The organism is Sedimentitalea arenosa (assembly GCF_016428585.1).
Taxonomy (GTDB): Bacteria; Pseudomonadota; Alphaproteobacteria; order Rhodobacterales; family Rhodobacteraceae; genus Sedimentitalea; species Sedimentitalea arenosa.
Window position 1 is genome coordinate 110432 of the sequence record NZ_JAELVR010000008.1, and the last position, 17916, is coordinate 128347.

General features: G+C 62.7%; 15 protein-coding genes and 1 other RNA gene. 5 read left to right on the forward strand and 11 right to left on the reverse strand.

Going from position 1 to position 17916, the window contains the following annotated elements; translation table 11 throughout:
* Positions 1 to 14: 14 nt before the first annotated feature.
* A complete protein-coding gene (gene ccoN, locus JF290_RS12575; RefSeq protein ID WP_199025242.1) occupies positions 15 to 1622 on the reverse strand; it encodes a cytochrome-c oxidase, cbb3-type subunit I in 1608 nt (535 codons plus the stop codon).
* A gap of 196 nt (positions 1623 to 1818) precedes the next feature.
* Between ccoN and JF290_RS12580 the strand changes: the two genes are divergently transcribed.
* The gene (locus tag JF290_RS12580) at positions 1819 to 2658 is read left to right on the forward strand and encodes a universal stress protein (RefSeq protein ID WP_199025243.1); all 840 of its coding nucleotides are present in this window, start codon (positions 1819 to 1821) and stop codon (positions 2656 to 2658) included.
* 36 nt (positions 2659 to 2694) lie between these two features.
* Here JF290_RS12580 and JF290_RS12585 read toward each other — a convergent pair whose 3' ends face one another.
* The 3 genes from JF290_RS12585 to fnrL form a co-directional block, all read right to left on the reverse strand.
* Positions 2695 to 2949 carry a GlsB/YeaQ/YmgE family stress response membrane protein gene (locus JF290_RS12585; protein ID WP_199025244.1) on the reverse strand — a complete coding sequence of 85 codons (255 nt, stop codon included), beginning with the start codon at positions 2947 to 2949 and terminating at the stop codon, positions 2695 to 2697.
* Between the two features lie 67 nt (positions 2950 to 3016).
* Entirely contained in the window at positions 3017 to 4339 is a 1323-nt protein-coding gene (locus JF290_RS12590; RefSeq protein WP_199025245.1) for a serine hydroxymethyltransferase, read from the reverse strand.
* A 166-nt stretch (positions 4340 to 4505) separates the two neighbouring features.
* Positions 4506 to 5249, reverse strand: coding sequence for a transcriptional regulator FnrL (fnrL, locus tag JF290_RS12595; protein ID WP_199025363.1), 744 nt, complete (start codon positions 5247 to 5249; stop codon positions 4506 to 4508).
* A gap of 61 nt (positions 5250 to 5310) precedes the next feature.
* Here fnrL and hemN point away from each other — a divergent pair, with 61 nt between their 5' ends.
* A complete protein-coding gene (gene hemN, locus JF290_RS12600) occupies positions 5311 to 6666 on the forward strand; it encodes an oxygen-independent coproporphyrinogen III oxidase (RefSeq protein WP_199025246.1) in 1356 nt (451 codons plus the stop codon).
* 12 nt (positions 6667 to 6678) lie between these two features.
* Here the strand turns inward: hemN and JF290_RS12605 are convergent, their stop codons facing one another.
* The 5 genes from JF290_RS12605 to JF290_RS12625 all read right to left on the reverse strand — a co-directional run bounded on the left by JF290_RS12605 (position 6679) and on the right by JF290_RS12625 (position 13163).
* Positions 6679 to 8256 (reverse strand): ABC transporter ATP-binding protein, encoded by a 1578-nt coding sequence (locus tag JF290_RS12605; RefSeq protein WP_199025247.1) that lies wholly within the window; start codon positions 8254 to 8256, stop codon positions 6679 to 6681.
* The gene (locus tag JF290_RS12610; RefSeq protein ID WP_199025248.1) at positions 8253 to 9443 is read right to left on the reverse strand and encodes an ABC transporter permease; all 1191 of its coding nucleotides are present in this window, start codon (positions 9441 to 9443) and stop codon (positions 8253 to 8255) included. Before JF290_RS12610 ends, JF290_RS12605 begins: the two co-directional genes overlap by 4 nt.
* A 4-nt stretch (positions 9444 to 9447) precedes the next feature.
* Complete coding sequence (locus tag JF290_RS12615) at positions 9448 to 10533, reverse strand: microcin C ABC transporter permease YejB (RefSeq protein ID WP_199025249.1); 1086 nt, start codon at positions 10531 to 10533, stop codon at positions 9448 to 9450.
* Between the two features lies 1 nt (position 10534).
* Positions 10535 to 12433 (reverse strand): extracellular solute-binding protein, encoded by a 1899-nt coding sequence (locus JF290_RS12620; protein WP_227362209.1) that lies wholly within the window; start codon positions 12431 to 12433, stop codon positions 10535 to 10537.
* 229 nt (positions 12434 to 12662) lie between these two features.
* Positions 12663 to 13163 carry a c-type cytochrome gene (locus JF290_RS12625; protein ID WP_199025251.1) on the reverse strand — a complete coding sequence of 167 codons (501 nt, stop codon included), beginning with the start codon at positions 13161 to 13163 and terminating at the stop codon, positions 12663 to 12665.
* A gap of 119 nt (positions 13164 to 13282) precedes the next feature.
* Between JF290_RS12625 and JF290_RS12630 the strand changes: the two genes are divergently transcribed.
* Positions 13283 to 14116, forward strand: coding sequence for a prephenate dehydratase (locus JF290_RS12630; protein ID WP_199025252.1), 834 nt, complete (start codon positions 13283 to 13285; stop codon positions 14114 to 14116).
* A gap of 9 nt (positions 14117 to 14125) precedes the next feature.
* On the opposite strand, the gene JF290_RS12635 is transcribed toward JF290_RS12630, so the two are convergent.
* The gene (locus JF290_RS12635; protein ID WP_199025253.1) at positions 14126 to 14593 is read right to left on the reverse strand and encodes an SRPBCC family protein; all 468 of its coding nucleotides are present in this window, start codon (positions 14591 to 14593) and stop codon (positions 14126 to 14128) included.
* Positions 14594 to 14629: 36 nt separating this feature from the next.
* Complete coding sequence (gene nudC / locus JF290_RS12640) at positions 14630 to 15607, reverse strand: NAD(+) diphosphatase (protein WP_199025254.1); 978 nt, start codon at positions 15605 to 15607, stop codon at positions 14630 to 14632.
* A gap of 207 nt (positions 15608 to 15814) precedes the next feature.
* Here nudC and JF290_RS12645 point away from each other — a divergent pair, with 207 nt between their 5' ends.
* A complete protein-coding gene (locus JF290_RS12645; protein WP_199025255.1) occupies positions 15815 to 17743 on the forward strand; it encodes a bifunctional 2',3'-cyclic-nucleotide 2'-phosphodiesterase/3'-nucleotidase in 1929 nt (642 codons plus the stop codon).
* A gap of 50 nt (positions 17744 to 17793) precedes the next feature.
* Positions 17794 to 17892, forward strand: an RNA gene (gene ffs / locus JF290_RS12650) — signal recognition particle sRNA small type.
* The last annotated feature ends 24 nt before the right edge of the window (positions 17893 to 17916 follow it).

Consider the following 17916-nt stretch of genomic DNA (forward strand, 5'->3'; position numbering starts at 1 on the left):
GTTTCCGGCCCTCCTTATTCAGCCGGGACTGCGGATGCGAGACTGGCTTCCTTGGCCGGCGAACGCTTCACAGTCATCCAAAGGTTGTAGCACATGATAAGAGCGCCGGTGAGGAACATGACCCCGCCCAGACCGCGCACCACGTACATCGGGAACTTGGCGGCGACGGTGTCGGCAAAGCTGTTCACCAGGAAACCATTGGCGTCGACTTCACGCCACATCAGGCCTTCCATGATCCCTGTGACCCACATCGAGGCGGCGTAGAGCACGATGCCGATGGTGGCGAGCCAGAAGTGCCAGCTGACCAGCGTCAGGCTGTAGAGCCGCTCACGCTTCCACAGCACCGGCACCAGGTAGTAGAGCGCGCCGAAAGTGATCATGCCGTTCCACCCGAGAGCACCGGAATGCACGTGGCCGATGGTCCAGTCGGTGTAGTGGCTGAGCGAGTTGACCGCACGGATCGACATCATCGGACCTTCGAAGGTCGACATGCCGTAAAAGCCGATCGAGATCACCATCATCCGGATGACCGGGTCGGTGCGCAGCTTGTCCCATGCGCCGGACAGCGTCATCAGACCGTTGATCATGCCACCCCAGGAGGGCATCCACAGCACGATCGAGAACACCATGCCGAGGGTCGAGGCCCAGTCCGGCAGAGCGGTGTAGTGCAAATGGTGCGGGCCGGCCCAGATGTAGATGAAGATCAGCGCCCAGAAGTGGATGATCGACAGCTTGTAGCTGAACACCGGACGCTCGGCCTGCTTCGGTACGAAGTAGTACATCATGCCGAGAAAGCCGGCGGTCAGGAAGAAGCCCACGGCGTTGTGCCCGTACCACCATTGCGTCATGGCGTCCTGCACACCCGAGAAGACCTGGATCGACCGGCTGCCCCAGAACGAGACCGGGATCGACAGGTTGTTCACTACGTGGAGCATCGCCACGGTGACGATGAAGGACAGATAGAACCAGTTGGCCACGTAGATATGCGGTTCTTTCCGCTTAATCAGCGTGCCGAGGAACACCGCGAGGTAAGCGACCCAGACGATGGTCAGCCACAGGTCGACATGCCATTCCGGCTCAGCGTATTCCTTGGATTGGGTTGCACCCAGAAGGTATCCGGTGGCGGCCAGAACGATGAAGAGCTGATACCCCCAGAACACGAACCAAGCGAGGTTGCCGCCCCAGAGCCGTGCCGCGCTGGTGCGCTGCACCACGAAGAACGACGTGGCGATGAGAGCGTTGCCCCCGAAGGCGAAGATCACTGCCGAGGTATGCAGCGGGCGAAGACGACCGAAGTTGGCATATCCCTGTGCCCAATCGAAATTGAGCTGCGGAAACGCAAGCTGGAACGCGATGACGACCCCGACGAGAAACCCGACAACGCCCCAGAAGGCGGTCGCGATCACGCCGGCACGCACCACTGAATCGAAATATTCATTCTGTGGCCCTGCGGCAGGCAGCGGTTCGTCCGTGCGCCGCACGGTATACAGGAACAGCCCACCGGCCACGAGCATCACGATGATGGCGTGAACCATGTAAGCTGTATCACGCGCGTAATTGATCCCGATCATCGCGACCAGCGTGACCAGACCAAGCGCGATAAGCTTGATATAATTCGACATTTTGCGTCCCTTTTCCGCACCCTTCGCGAATCCTGAATCGCGCGGGCATATTTAGACTGTCAGCTTGATGCAAAACGGAGGCGCTGCCTGCCTTGATCTGCATCAACACGAGTGAGGCAATTCTGTGACACTCATCAGTCTTGCGGGCGACTACAGCCCGTGAGACCCAAGACATGCCAATACTCAAGAGGTCCAAATGGCTTACAAATCTCTGCTCACCGTGCTGACCGATCCCAAGATCGCCGATGCCGCGTTGCGGCAGGTCATCGCCCTGGCGGAAGCGCAGGATGCCCATGCGGATGCCTTGTGCCTCGGCGTGGATCGGACCCAGACGGGCTACTACTACGCCGGCGCCAACGCGATGATCCTGCAGGAGACCCTGACCCGCGCGAATGCCGAGGCGGCCGAAATCCTGGCCCATGCCAATGACGTTCTGGGAAAATCCGGCATCCGGTTTTCGGCTGAAGACGGAGTCGCGCAGATTGCGGATCTCGGTCGTCATGTCGCGCATCACGCGCGCTTCACCGACTTGGTCATCATGCCACGCCCCTATGGCGAGGATCGCGGTGCCGAGGTGGAAGCCGTGGTCGAATCCGCCCTGTTCGAGGGCCGCGCACCGGTGCTGGTCGTCCCCGACAGGGGCGAGCCGCTCAAACATCCCAAGACCATCCTCGTCGCCTGGAACGAAAGCGTCGAAGCAATGGCCGCGATCCGGCGTGCCCTGCCCTTCCTCAAGGCGGCAGACCTCGTGCGGATCGTTGTCATCGATCCGCCCGCACACGGGCCGGAACGATCCGATCCCGGCGGGATGCTGTCGCAGTTGCTGGCGCGTCATGGCGTGAATTGCGAAATCGACGTTCTCAGCAAGACGATGAACCGCGTATCGGATGTACTGAACCGCCACGCCACGGACACCGAGGCCGACCTGATGGTCATGGGCGCCTACGGTCACTCGCGGTTCCGCGAGGCGATCCTTGGCGGGGCCACGCGCAACATGCTCGAGAAATCGGCGATCCCGGTTCTGATGGCGCACTGAGCGCCGGAACCCTGACCCGGCGCGTCGCGCGCCGGGTCAACTTCGATTGACGAGCCCGATCAGGAACAACAGGATCACAGCACCTATGGTTGCGTGAAAGATCGACGCGAGCGTTCCGCCACCCACGGTGAAGCCAAGCGCGGGGAATATCAGGCCCGCCAGGAACGCGCCCACGATCCCCACGATGATGTTGCCGAAGATGCCGAAGCCCCGGCCCTTCATCAGCTTGCCCGCAATCCAACCCGCGATCGCGCCAATCAGCACCATCGCCAGAACACTGTTGAATTCCATCTCGCGCCTCTTTCGTGATGTCGGCGTTCATGCTGGCACCAGCCCCGCTGTTGCGCAAGCCCCGGTTTCAGCCGCGGATGTAGTGCAGCCCCTGAAACTGCGCGCGCAACGCGCGTGTGCGCTGCGCGACCGCGTCAGGATCGTTGCCACGCAGCCCCTCCGCTATCAGCGCGGCGAGACTCGGAGCGTCATCGGGCGTCACGCCCCGACGGACCAGTTCCGGCGTCCCGATCCGCAGCCCGTTCATGTCTCCGTCGACCGGATCGATCGGCAGACCGATCCCGCAGGCGAGAAACCCGGCCCGTCGCAGCGTTTTCGAAGCCGCCTGGCCGCCCCCGAGAAGGCCGGCTTTCAGCGCGAACTGGTGCGAGAGCGTCGCGCCCTGTGCCGTCTTGAAAACCGGCAAACCCCGCTGTTCGAGCTCGGACGCAAGCGCCTGCGCCAGGTCGATCATTGCCTGCGCGTAGGCGGGTCCGTATTCGACCCAGTCCAACAGCGAGAAGGCCAGCGCCGCTGATTTCGCCGCATCGAAATTTGCCGTCATGCCCGGAAAGGCAATGGAGTCGAGCCGCTCGGCGATCTGAGCATCATTGGTAAGGATGAGACCGGATGCGGGTCCACCGAGGCTCTTGTAGGTGCTCATCGTCATCAGGTGCGCCCCCTCCTCCAACGGATTGGGCCAGACCCCGCCGGCGATCATCCCGCATTGATGGGCCGCGTCGAACAGCACCTTGGCACCCACCTCATCGGCGATCGCGCGGATCTCGCGCACCGGATGGGGCAAAAGGTTCAGGCTGCCGCCGATGGTGATGAGCACGGGCCGCACCCGCAACGCGAGGTCGCGCAACGCATCGAGATCGACGGAATAACCGTCGGAGTCGACCGGGGCGGGATGGGTCTTCAACCCGTAGAGACCGGCGCACCCGTCATGATGATGCGTGACATGCCCGCCGACGGCGGGCGGCGGCGCGATGATGACATCTCCGGGCCGCGCAAGGGCCATGAAGCCATACAGGTTGGCCATGACGCCCGATGCCACCCTGATTTCGGCATAATCGGCACAAAACACTCTGGCGGCGAGTTCGGCGGCCACGACCTCGATTTCCTCGATCGCCTCAAGGCCCATCTCGTACTTGTCACCGGGATAGCCGAGCGACGGCCGGCTGCCGAGCCCGACCGCGAGTGCGGCCTCGGCGCGCGGGTTCATGACGTTTGTCGCCGGGTTCAGGTTGAAGCACTCGTCATCGTGAATCGCCTTGTTCAGCGCGATCAGGTCATCGAGCCTGTGTTCGATTGCTCCGATTTCCAGCCCCGCGATCGAGCTGGCGATATCCTGGACCCGTGTTTCGCATGGTTCGGGAACCCAGGGGCGTGGGACAAGGTGAGGCATGGGACAACTCCGTTCTGGACAGCCGCACTGGAACAGGGATTTCGCTTTTGCGCAAACCGGTCTTTCGGGACAAACTCACGAGAACCGTGCTGCAGTTTCCTGCAATGCGTTCCCAACGGCCCCGGGGCAGCGAGGCGCAGAGAGACTGAAGCCAGCCGACCAAGCCTCAGGCGAAGACGCCACCGTCGCTGTCGTCGCCCGCCTCTTCCATCAACCGTCCCATGTCGGGCACGGTGACATGGCGCTTGCCCTCGAGATGGATCACACCGTCTTTCTTGAGCGCCGAAATCTGCCGACTCACTGTTTCCAGCGTCAGACCGAGGTAATCTGCCATGGCTTCGCGCGTCAGCGGCAGGTCAAAGACCATCGGACGCACACCGCCGTCACCGGTCAGCGATGCGTCCCGACGCGCGATGATGCTGAGCAGGCTGGCGATCTTCTCGCGTGCTGTCTTGCGGCCAAGGACCAGCATCCACTCGCGCGCGGCGTCGAGCTCGTCGAGGGTCATTTCAAGCAGGCGATGAGCGATGTGCGGCGTTTCGCTCATCAGCTTCTCGAAGGGCTTCTTGCGGAAGCAGCACATCAGGATATCCGTCGTCGCGACAACGTCATAAGCGGCCCCTTCGCGCCCGGGGCGACCGACGAAATCCGACGGCAGAAGAAGGCCGACCATCTGCGTGCGCCCGTCCTCCATCGTCTGGGTCAGCGTCGCGATGCCGGACACAACCGAGCCAACGAAATCCATCTTGTCGCCGGACCAGATGATCGTCTGGCCCGCCTCGAAGCTGCGGTAATACTTGATTTCCTCCAGCCGCTCGAGTTCGTCCATCTCGCATCGCGCGCACACCGCCCGATGCCGGATCGGGCAGTCGGAACAACTGGGGGAAATCGTCTGGATTGTCGCCGTCATTTCCATCTCACTTGATCTGGGTCAAGGATTTTTCCCACGCCCGAGCCTTAAGCGTATACCCATGATAACGGAATCTCAATTGGCCAAGCTGGGACTCTTTGACGCCAAAGTGCCCCGGTACACGAGCTACCCGACCGCGCCCCATTTCAGCAACGATGTGGGGCCTGATCTTTTTGCCGATTGGATTTCGCAAATCCCGGCAGGTGGGACCATCTCTCTCTATGTCCATGTCCCGTTCTGCCGCCGGCTGTGCTGGTTCTGTGCCTGTCGCACGCAGGGCACACAGAGCGATGCACCTGTCCGCGCCTATCTTGAAACCCTGAAAGCCGAACTCGCCCTTTTGGCCGCGCGTCTACCCGAGGGCGTGACCCTGTCGCGCCTGCACTGGGGGGGCGGCACCCCGACTCTGCTTGCGCCCGACATGATGACCGAGTTGAGCGAGGCGATCTACGCAGTCGCACCCTTGGGCGAGGATGCGGAATTTTCGGTCGAGATCGATCCGAACGAGATTGACGCTGCCCGACTCGATGCGCTGGCTGCCGCCGGGATGAACCGCGCCTCGATCGGCGTTCAGGACTTCGATGACGAGATCCAGAAGACGATCGGTCGTATCCAGGGCTACGACATCACGCGCGAGGCGGTCGACATGATCCGGGCGCGCGGGATCCGCAGCCTGAATGCCGACATCCTCTTCGGACTGCCGCACCAGACCCAGGAGCGGATGACAGAAAGCGTCCAGAAACTCCTGTCTCTCAACCCGGACCGCGTGGCGCTCTATGGATATGCCCACGTGCCGTGGATGGCCAAGCGCCAGCAATTGATCCCGTCCGACGCATTGCCCACGCCGCAGGAGCGGCTGCGCCTGTTCGAAACCGCCCGCAAGCTGTTTCTCTGGGACAACTATGCCGAGATCGGCATCGATCATTTCGCCACACGCGACGACGGCCTGACCCGCGCGCTGGTGTCAGGCAAGCTCCGGCGGAACTTCCAAGGATACACCGACGACACTTCCGATGTCCTGATCGGTGTCGGCGCGTCTTCGATCTCGCGTTTTCCGAAAGGGTTCGCCCAAAATGCCTCTGGCACGTCGGCACATACTGCCGCAGTGCGCGATGGCCGGTTCTCAACTGCCCGGGGCCACCAGTTCCGCGGGGAGGACAAGCTGCGCTCGCGTCTGATCGAAGCCCTGATGTGCGACTTCCGTATCGATGCAGAGGAAATCACGTCGCGGTTCGCGATCAGCCGGGCCGCGCTCAACGATATGTTCGCAGAAGCCGACCGCGCCTTCCCGGGCGTGCTGACCCTGACGTCCGACGGGCTGTTCATCCCGCCCGAGGCACGCCCCCTGACCCGCATCATCGCGCGCAGCTTTGACGCCTACGATCTCAGCAAAGCCGGTCACAGCTCGGCAATCTGAGCCCGCGCCCGATCAGCCGGCGGCGGCGATCAGGGTTCGCGTATAGTCGGTTTTCGGGTCCTCGAAGACCTGCTCGACCGGCCCGTATTCCACCACGTCGCCCTGTTTCATCACCATCACCTTGTGGCTCATGGCGCGTACCACCTTCAGATCGTGCGAGATGAACAGGTAGGCGAGGCCATACTTTCGCTGCAGGTTGCGCAAGAGATCGACGATCTGCACCTGCACCGTCATGTCCAGCGCGCTTGTGGGTTCGTCCAGAAGCAGCAACTTGGGCCGCAGCACCATCGCGCGCGCGATCGCGATACGCTGGCGCTGACCACCGGAAAACTCGTGCGGATAGCGGTCCATCGTCGCCGGGTTCAGACCGGTTTCCTCCATCGCCTCGGCCACGAGTTCGCGCTTGTCGCGTGTCGGGTCGACCTTGTGGATTGCCAGTCCCTCGCTGATGATCTGCTGACACGTCATGCGCGGGCTGAGACTGCCGAACGGATCCTGGAACACGATCTGCATGTCCGCCCGCAGGCGGCGCAGTTCGCGTGTCGACCAGCCGCGCACATCTTGGCCGCGAAACGTCAGCCCGCCCTCCGAGGCGATCAGGCGCATCAGCGCCAGCGCCAGCGTGGTCTTGCCCGATCCCGATTCACCCACGATCCCGACGGTCTCGCCTGCGCGTACCGACAGGCTGGCGTCGTTCACGGCCTTCACATATCCGACCGTGCGCTTGAAGAACCCCCGTTGGATCGGGAACCACACCTTCAGATGCTCGGTGCTCGCGATGGTGTCGGCGTCTTCCGGCACCGGATCCGGTTCGCCGGAAGGTTCGGCGGCAAGCAGCTTTTGTGTATAGGGATGTTGCGGCGCGTCGAAGATGCGCGCGGTCGGCCCGCTTTCAACGATCTCGCCATCCTTCATCACACAGACCTTGTCGGCGACGCGGCGCACGATGCCCAGGTCATGCGTGATGAACAGCAAACCCATGTTCTCGTCGCGCTTGAGATCGGCCAACAGGTCGAGGATCTGCGCCTGGATCGTCACATCGAGCGCCGTGGTCGGCTCATCCGCGATCAGGATGTCGGGTTTGTTTGCCAGGGCCATGGCGATCATCACGCGTTGCCGCTGCCCGCCCGACAACTGGTGCGGATAGGCATCGAGACGCGTTTCGGGATCGCGAATACCGACCTTGGTCAACAGTTCGATGATCCGCGCCCGGGCCGCGTCGCCGGTCAGCCCCTGGTGCAGAGCCAGCGACTCGGTGAGCTGTTTTTCGATCGTGTGCAGCGGGTTGAGCGAGGTCATCGGCTCCTGGAAGATGAAACTGATGTCATTGCCCCGCACGTCGCGCAACAGCTTGTCCGAGGCTCCGATCATCTGCTGCCCGGCATAAGTCACCGACCCTTCGACCCTCGCGCTGTCGCCCAGCAACGACACGGTCGACAGGGCTGTCACAGACTTGCCAGAACCCGATTCCCCGACAAGAGCCAGGGTCTCGCCCCGGTCCAGCGTAAAGGAAACGCCCCTGACGGCGAGGGTGGTTACCCCGTCCTGCCGGAACGACACCTTGAGGTCGCGCACATCGAGCAGGCTCATGAAAAGGTCTTTCTGGGGTCGAAGGCATCACGCACGCCTTCGAAGATGAAGACGAGCAGCGACAGCATGATGGCGAAGGTGAAGAACGCGGTGAAGGCCAGCCACGGCGCCTGAAGGTTCTGCTTGGCCTGCAGGGTCAGCTCGCCCAACGACGGGGCCGAGGACGGCAGACCGAAACCGAGGAAGTCGAGCGAGGCCAGCGCGGCGATCGTACCGGTCACGATGAACGGCAGCATCGTCAGCGTCGCCACCATCGCGTTGGGCAGCATGTGGCGGAACATAATCGTCATGTTGCCCACGCCCAATGCCTTGGCCGCGCGCACGTATTCCAGGTTGCGGGCGCGCAGGAACTCGGCCCGCACCACGCCGACGAGGCCGGTCCAACTGAACAGCACCATGAGAAATACGAGAAGCCAGAAACTTCGCCCGAGAATGGCAAACATGATGATGATGACGTAAAGCGACGGGGTGGCCGACCAGATTTCGATGATTCGCTGGAAAATCAGGTCGAGCCAGCCCCCGAAATAGCCCTGCACGGCGCCTGCCGCGATGCCGATCAGGCTGGCCGCGCCAGTGACCATCAGCGTGAAGAGGATCGACAGGCGGAACCCGTAGATGACCCGGGCCAGAACGTCGCGCTTTGTATCGTCCGTGCCCAGAAGGTTCTCGCCGTTGGGCGGCAGCGGAGCCGCGCCGGGTCGATCCACGGTGGTGTCGAACGAGTAGGGGATCGGGGGCCAGATCGCCCAGCCCTGTTCGATCGGCTCGCCCGCGACCATGCCGGTCTCGGCCTCTTCCATAACGCCTTCGGGATCGTCGAAACAGACGTCGAGTCCCCCCGACTTGATCAGGCATTGCACCTCGGGATCGCGATAGATGGCCTCGGTCTGGAAGTCGCCGCCAAAGGCGGTCTCGGGATAGAAGTTGAAGATCGGTGTGTAGTAAGCGCCGCGATATTGCACGAGGATCGGCTTGTCGTTCGCGATGAACTCGGCAAAAAGCGACAGCCCGAACAGCACGGCGAAGATCCAGAGCGACCAGTAGGCGCGCCCATTGCGACGGAAATTGCGCCAGCGTCGCGCGTTCAGCGGAGACAGACGACCACGCGGCGAGACAGGGGCATCGCTTGGCGTGCCCGTCGGGGCTGGGCGCTGGTCGGGGGCGAGCGGGGGGGCGGGATCGGTCATTGCGTTACCCCTCCCGCTTCTCGAAGTCGATCCGGGGATCGACGAGCACGTACATGATATCGCTCAGGATGCCGACCACGAGGCTCATCAGACCGAAGATGAACAGGGTTCCGAAAATCACCGGATAATCCCGCGCGACCGCCGCTTCAAAGCCCAGCCGGCCCAGCCCGTCGAGCGAAAAGATCGTTTCGATAATCAGGCTGCCGGAGAAGAACACCCCGATGAACACCGCCGGAAAGCCCGCGATCACGATCAGCATCGCGTTGCGGAACACATGCCCATAGAGCACCTTGCTCTCGCTCAGCCCCTTGGCGCGCGCGGTCATCACATATTGTTTCTTGATCTCGTCCAGAAAGCTGTTCTTGGTCAGCAAGGTCAGGGTGGCAAAGGCCGATATGGTGCTGGCGATGACCGGCAGGGCGATGTGCCAGAAATAGTCGGCGATCTTGCCCGGCAGGGACAGGTCGCTCCAGTTGTCGCTGGTCAGGCCGCGCAGCGGGAAGATCTGCCAGTAGGAACCGCCGGCGAACAGCACCAGCAGCAGGATCGCGAACAGGAAGCCGGGAATCGCGTAGGCGACGATAATCGCGCCACTGGTCCAGGTGTCGAATGTGCTGCCGTCCTTCACCGCCTTGCGGATACCCAGCGGGATCGACACGAGGTACGCGATCAGCGTTGACCAAAGCCCCAGCGAAATCGACACGGGCATCTTTTCCAGAACAAGGTCGATCACGCTGATCGACCGGAAGTAGCTTTCGCCGAAATCGAGCCGCATGTAGTTCCAGAGCATGTTCAGGAAGCGTTCCAATGGCGGCTTGTCGAAACCGAATTCGCGTTCCAGCTCGGCAATGAACTCGGGCGGCAGGCCTCGCGCGCCGACATAGCGGTCGCTCGCCCCGGTGGCCTGCATTTCGACATCCGCGCCACCGCCCGAAAACGCCTCGAACACGTCGCCGCCGCCTTCCATCTGCGCGATGATCTGTTCGACGGGGCCGCCGGGCACGAATTGCACCAAGGTGAAGTTGATTATCATGATGCCCAGCAGCGTCGGGATCACCAACAGCAGACGTCTTGCGATATAGGCGCCCATGTTATCGCAGAGCGCCCGATGCCTTCAGCTCGGCAGCTTTCTCGGCATTGATCCACCACAGATCCTCGACACCCAATGCATAGGGGGGCAGGTTCTTGGGGTACTCGTACATGTTCCAGAAAGCCACCCAATGCTTGCCCAGATACCAGGTCGGCACCATGAAGCGCTTGGAGCGCAGCACCCGGTCAAGTGCCCGCGTGTTCGCCTCGAGCTCTTCGGCTTCGGTCGCGGCGACGATATTGTCGATCAGTGCCTCGATGTCCGGGCCGCTGATTCCGGCCGGATTGAACACCGAGAAGGCCGCCGCTTCCTGCCCGTATTGCTGGTAGAGCCCGGTCGATGGCTGGAGTGAAGTGCGATAGGCGCCCGAGATGATATCGAAGTCGCGTTCGCGACGGCGCAGGGTGAACTGGGCGTTGTCGATCCGATTGTAAATCGCGTCGATTCCCATGGTCTTGAGGTTGTCGACGAACGGCACCGCGATCCTGTCGAGCACGGGATCATCGGACAGGAATTCGACCTTGAGCGTCTGACCCTCCGCATTGCGGCGCACCCCGTCGCTGCCCACGCTCCAGCCGGCTTCGTCCAGGAGCTTCATCGCCGCGCGCAGATTGCGGCGATCGTTCTGCCGATCCGCCTGGCTGCTGTGCGCGCGGATCGGCTCCGAGGTCAGGAGCGCCGGGTCAAGGTCATCGCCAAGCGCCTGCAGCACTTCGAGTTCGCGCCCCTCGGGCAAGCCCTTCGCCTCCAGATGCGTGCCCTCCCAGAAGGAATGGCGCTGCTGGAACAGGCCATATTGCAGGCTTTCATTGGTCCATTCGAAATTGAACGCCAATTGCACGGCTTCGCGCACGCGGATGTCTGCGAATTGAGGCCGGTCCATGTTCATGACAAACCCGGCCGCGGTGGGCACGTTGCCGTCCTCGAGTTCCTGCTTCACCACATCCCCCGCGCTCAGGGCCGGGAAATCATAGGACGTGGCCCAGCTCTTGGAGTTGTTCTCCTGCCGGAAGGTGAATTCACCAGCTTTGAACGCCTCCATGGCGGCGATCGAGTCGCTGAAGTACTCGATCCGGATCGTGTCGTAGTTGTTGCGCCCGACATTCACGTTGATCTCGTCGCCCCAATAGTCCGGGTTGCGCTTGTAGACGATCCGGCGATTGACGTCGAAACTCTCCATCACGTAGGGGGCCGATCCGATGCCGGGCACCATCCGCGGCTGGTCCAGCCTTCGGTTTTCCGGGTCGGCCTCGAACCAGGCCTTGGAAAAGATCGGCGTGCCACCGACCTGCGTGATTAGCGCCCGGCGCGGAATGTCCGGCGCGAAATGGAATTTCACGCGATGCGGCCCCAGAACCTCTGCCTTGGGAATACGCTTGCGCACCGCCTCGGCATAGGATTGCAGACCCTGGTCCAGCAACAGGTTATGCGAGAACACCACGTCCTCGGCCGTCACCGGCGTACCGTCCGAAAACCGCGCGTCGGGCCGCATGTTGAAGATCACCCAATCCTGGCTTTCCGGATATTCAAGGCTCTCGGCCACCAGACCGTAGTAGGAGGCCGGTTCGTCATACGAAGGGTATAGCAGCGACTCGTACTGGTCCGCCGACCGGGCCGCGGCCCGACCCTGCCGCGTGAACGGGTTGAGACTGTCGAAAGTCCCCTGGGCGGCATAGCTCAACTCTCCACCCTTCGGCGCATCCGGATTCACATAGTCGAAATGCGCAAAGCCTTCGGGGTACTTCAAATCGCCGAACTCGGCGAACCCGTGGCTCTTGATGATCTTCTCTTCCGCTGATCCGGGCGAGAACGGGACGATCAGCATTGTCAAACCAGCCACGAAGGCGGCCACCGGCACGCGCCAGTTTCCCTTCGCACGCAAGGTCGAAATCTGGATCATCGGCTCTTCCTCCGTCGGCATGGCGTTCAGGCGCCGCGTCTGTTGTCGATGTAGGCTAATTGCCTAAGGGGCCAATGTTCAAGTTGCGAATATGTAACCTTTCGGTCATCTCGTTTCCACCTGAACCTGCGCATCTATTTTCGCGCCTTATTACAGTCGGACTTAGCCACAAGAAAGGGCCGCTGCATTCGGCAGCGGCCCTCGTCAACGTTCTCCTGCCGGACGACGATCAGTCGTCGAGACTGTCCAGATAGGCGATCAGATTGACCCGGTCCTCGATCTTCTTCAGGCCCGAGAAGCTCATCGTGGTTCCGGGCGCGAAATCGCTCGGCTTCTCAAGGAAGCTGCTGAGGGTCTCGGGGGTCCATTCGCCTCCGTGGCCTGCCAGCGCGTCGGAATAGCCAAAGCCCTGGGCTGCGCCGATCTCACGCCCGACAACGCCATACAGATAGGGGCCGGTGCTGTTCTCGCCCGCTTCCAGCTTGTGGCAGGCCGAACACTTCCTGAAGACGCTGGCGCCCTTGTCGATATCGGCGGCAGCCATCTGCTCCTCGAAGCTCACCTCGACGACCTCTTCTTCGGGCTCGTCGCTTTCCATCTCGATCACATAGGATTGCTCGCCATGAGTTCCCGTATGATACAGCACCTCCGCCGCCCAGAGGCCCAGCAGATATACCAGGAAAGCGCCGAGCACGCCAGCCGCTGCTTTTGTAAAGGTCATCGTGTCCATTGGTTGCGTGTCCATTTGATCTGTTTGCGCGGGTGTCTAAGCCTTCCCCTCGGCTGTGGCAAGGTATAGACACCGCGACCAAACGCCCTTCCGAACAGAGTTGCAGGGAAAATGCGCCCATGACGAAACGAATTGCCTTCCAGGGAGAACCCGGCGCGTACAGTCACGAAGCCTGCCGAAACGCGCGCCCCGACATGGAAGCGCTTCCCTGCCGCACCTTCGAGGACACGATCGAGGCGGTCCGCAACGGCGAGGCCGAACTGGCCATGCTGCCGGTCGAAAACTCGACCTACGGCCGGGTGGCGGACATTCACACGCTGCTGCCGCAATCGGGGCTTCACATCATCGAGGAGGCCTTCGTCCGGGTGCATATCAACCTGCTCGGAGTGCCCGGCGCAAACCTGTCGGACGTGACCCGCGCAATGAGCCACACAGTGCTGCTGGGACAGTGCAAGGGCTTCCTTCAGGAGCACGGCATCCACCGCGTCACCGGCGCCGATACCGCCGGGTCGGCCCGCCACGTGTCTGAAAAGGCAGATCCGTCGCTTGCCGCACTCGCCAGTCCGCTGGCGGGCGAAATTTATGGCCTCGACCTGCTCGCCTCGCATATCGAGGACAATTCGAACAACACCACGCGGTTCCTCATCATGTCGCGCGAGGCGGATACACGGCCGCGCGGCAAGCACGGCATGATCACCAGTTTCGTCTTCCAGGTCCGCAACATCCCCGCGGCGCTCTACAAGGCGATGGGCGGCTTCGCGACCAACGGGGTCAACATGACCAAGCTGGAAAGCTACATGGTCGACGGATCTTTCACGGCGACGCAATTCTACGCCGATATCGAGGGCCATCCCGAGGATTCCAACGTCGCGCTGGCGCTGGACGAATTGAACTACTTCACCACTAATATCGAGATTCTCGGGGTGTACCCCGCCGATCCGGGACGCCACTGACCCGCGACTTCAGGCACTGTCGCGATAGCGCCGTTCCAGCGTGCGGGCAAACTCCGCGATTCGCAGCTTGTAGCGTTTCGTCAGGGTCGTCTTGGCCAGCTTCAGAGACTGCAGGAACAGCCGCGCCGCGATCGACTTTGGCGCCATGTTGACCACCAATGCCATCCGGGTGCGATGCGGCGACAGGGCGATCAGGTCGAGCGTGAGCCGACCATCGATTCCCTGCGACACGCCCGAAAACGTCATCGCGTTCGGCGGCTCGCAATCGATTACAACGACTTCGAGGTTGCGGTGCTTGCCACGCATCGGGAATCTGACCCGCCATGTGGAGCCGATGGTGGGCGCGCCCTCGCCGCGCGTGCGCGCCACGTCCGCACCGCGGCGGATCGCGGATCGTTCGAACCGTCGCGCGTCGGACACCATGGCGAACACGGCATCGATCGGGGCGTCGATATCCTCTCGGGTCGAAAACTGCATGTCCGGCCTACCTGAACGTTGCGAACGATTGTCCGGTCAATCCAGCGTATCCGCAAGCCAGTTCCGAAGCAGAAAATGCGCGATCGCGCCCTTGCGCGCGGGCTTCAAAACGGGGTGATCGCCGGCGAAGGCCGTCATCATGTCGTCGCGGCTGACCCACATGGCGTCCTCGATCTCGGTCGGGTCGATGGTGATGTCGCGGGTCAGCGCAACGCCCGCGCAACCGAACATCAGCGAGGCGGGAAACGGCCAAGGCTGGCTGGCAAGATAACTGACCTGCCCAACGGTGATACCGGCCTCTTCCAGAACCTCACGCCGCACGGCCGCTTCGAGCGTTTCCCCCGGTTCGACGAAACCGGCCAACAGCGAAAACATCCCTTCGGGCCACCCCGGGGAACGCCCCATGAGCACCGAGTTTCCATGCGTGATCAGCATGATCACCACGGGATCCGTACGGGGAAAGTGGTGTGCCCGGCAGGCCGGGCAGATCCGCTGCCATCCCGACTGTGCGACGTCGCTGCGTTGCCCACAGCGGGCGCAAAAGCGATGCGTTTCGTGCCAGCCCACGATGGCCTTGGCCGTCGCCGCAAGCTCTGCATCGCGCGGTGTGAGCCGGGTCATTATCCGGCGCAGCTCGGCAAAGACGGTGCCACCGGGCAGATCGGGATGCGCCTGCTCCGATGGATCGAGAAACAGGCCGAGCGCCGCACTGTCGAGGTGTTCAGGCTCCCAGCCCGATATGTCACACGCGAAGACGGGTTTTTCGCCTTGGTCCACCCCCAAGAACACCGGGCTCTCGATTGCGGCGGCGAGACCGGCCTGCAATACCGGATGGGACAGCGAAACCAGTTCCAGGCGATCCTGCGGGCCGATCAGGGGCTTGCCGCGCCACAAGACCACGGCAGAACTGTCGGGATGGGCCAGCGCCGCCGCGCGTTGCGCGTCGTCCAGCCGGACATGCCCGGCACGGTTCAGACCGGACCCGCCGAAAGTTACCTGTTCCGCCAGTTTCATCGCCTACTCCGCCAATTCGATCCCGATTCAGCTACTTCATCCGGCGGGAAGGGGCCAGTACTTGCGCAAACCCGCTTCGAACCTGACGCCAACCAGCGCCAGATTTGACACAAACTCCTTTTTTCCAACGGTTTTTCATCTCCGGGACTCATGCTTTCATGGCAGGGACGCATGATTTGTGCATGTCATGGGAAAGGCTTCTTTCGCGTGCTGATCTCACCGGACACGACCGAAGGCACGTTGGCAGGCACCCGGTGCCTGCCATCCGATGCACGCATCCGCATCCGGATTCTCGCGACGACAGACCTGCACATGAACCTGACCAGCCACAACTATTTCTCGGACCGTCCGGATCCGACTGTCGGATTGACGCGCACCGCGACCCTGATCCGGCAGGCCCGCGTCGAGGCCGAGAAAGATGGTGCCCTTGTGCTGCTGTTCGACAACGGGGACGCCCTGCAAGGCACACCGCTCGGCGACATGGTGGCTGAACAACCCGAACGGCTTCACCCTCTGATGCGGGCCTTTTCGCACCTGCGCTATGACGCCATCGGGCTTGGCAACCACGATTTCAACTTCGGCCTGAAATCGCTCGACACCGCGTTGAGACAGGCGCCCTGCCCTGTGCTCTGCTCCAATCTGAAACGGGTCGGACAGGGTCCGCCGTTCGGTTTCGAGCCTTTCGCGATCCTCGACCGGATGGTGCGGTGCGGCGGCAACGAATGGCCGATCCGGATCGGCGTACTGTCCTTTCTGCCGCCGCAGACGGTGACCTGGGATGCGGGCTTGCTGAAAGGCGAGGTCGAGGCGCGCGCGATCGTCGCCTCGGCGCGGGACTGGCTGCCGGACCTGCGCGCTGCCGGCTGTGACCTGGTCATTGCACTGGCCCATAGCGGTCTTGGCGAGGCCGACGACCATGCCGATCTGGAGAACGCGGTCCTGCCGCTGGCGGCTCTCGATGGAATCGACGCCGTCGTATCCGGTCACACGCATCAGCATTTCCCCGGCCCCGATCATTCGGGGCTGGCCCATGTCGATGCCACGAAAGGAACGGTACACGGCAAGCCCACGGTGATGGCGGGAAACTCGGGATCGCATCTGGGCGTGATAGACCTCGACCTGGTTGCCCGGGACGGCAACCGCTGGACAGCTGACAGGTTCGACTGCGGTCTGCGCCCGATCATCCGTCACGACAAGGACGGCAAGCCGCGCGAACTCGCGGAGGAAGACCCCGAGATGGTGCAGCTTCTGTCCGAGGATCACAGCCAGACGCGTGCTTTGATGGATCAGCCGCTGGGCCACAGCGAGGTGTCGCTGCACAGCTATTTCTCGTTCATCGCACCGGACCGCGCGCTCGCCGTCGTCGCCGCAGCCCAGGCCGAGGCTCTGCGGACGCATATTGCCGGCTCCGAAGCCGCCGGCCTGCCGATCCTGTCCGCAACCGCTCCGGCGAAATTCGGGGCGCGTGCCGGGCCGGGGGCCTACACCGACGTGCCAGCGGGCCCTCTGTCGTTGCGCCACGTGGCCGATCTGCACGTGTTTCCGAACCAACTGCGCGGACTCGTGGTGACCGGCGCCCAGTTGCTCGACTGGCTCGAGATGTCGGCCAGCCGCTTCCACCACATCGAACCCGGCGGCGCAGACCAAGCCCTGGTCGATACCGCGATCCCAGGGCATGATTTCGACGTGATGCACGGGATCAGCTATGAAATCGACTTGTCGTTACCGCGCCGCTTTCTACCAAACGGCAGGCTGGCCGACGCCACCGCACGGCGCGTGCTGCGGGCCACCCATGACGGCACGCAGATCCAGCCAGAGCAGCGGTTCGCTGTGGCGTTGAACAGCTTTCGCGCCAATGGGGGCGGTCCCTTCCCGATGCTCCGGGACTGCCCCGAGATCGCCTTGCCCAAGATCACGCTGCGCGAGGCGATCACGCGATATGTGGCCAGCGGAACAAGCCCCGCGCAGCGGCCGGAATGGTCTGCCCCTTGGCGGTTCAGCCCCCTGCCCGGAACGGTGGTCAGTGTCGAAACCGGGCCCGGTGCCCTCGCCCACATGGAGGAACTGTCCCATCGCGGGATCACCGCCGCCGGGATGACCTCCGAGGGGTTCCTGCGCCTGTCCGTCCCGCTCTGAGCGCGCGAAGTCCGGTTGCAATCCGTGTTGCCGGCGCCTATATCACGCCTCGAGAGGTTGGCGCGGGCAAGCGCCTCGCCAACCTGGTCAGGTCCGGAAGGAAGCAGCCACAACGAGCCACGCTTGGGTCGATGTCCAGCCTCTCACCACACTCCCGCGCCCAGAGCGCGGGA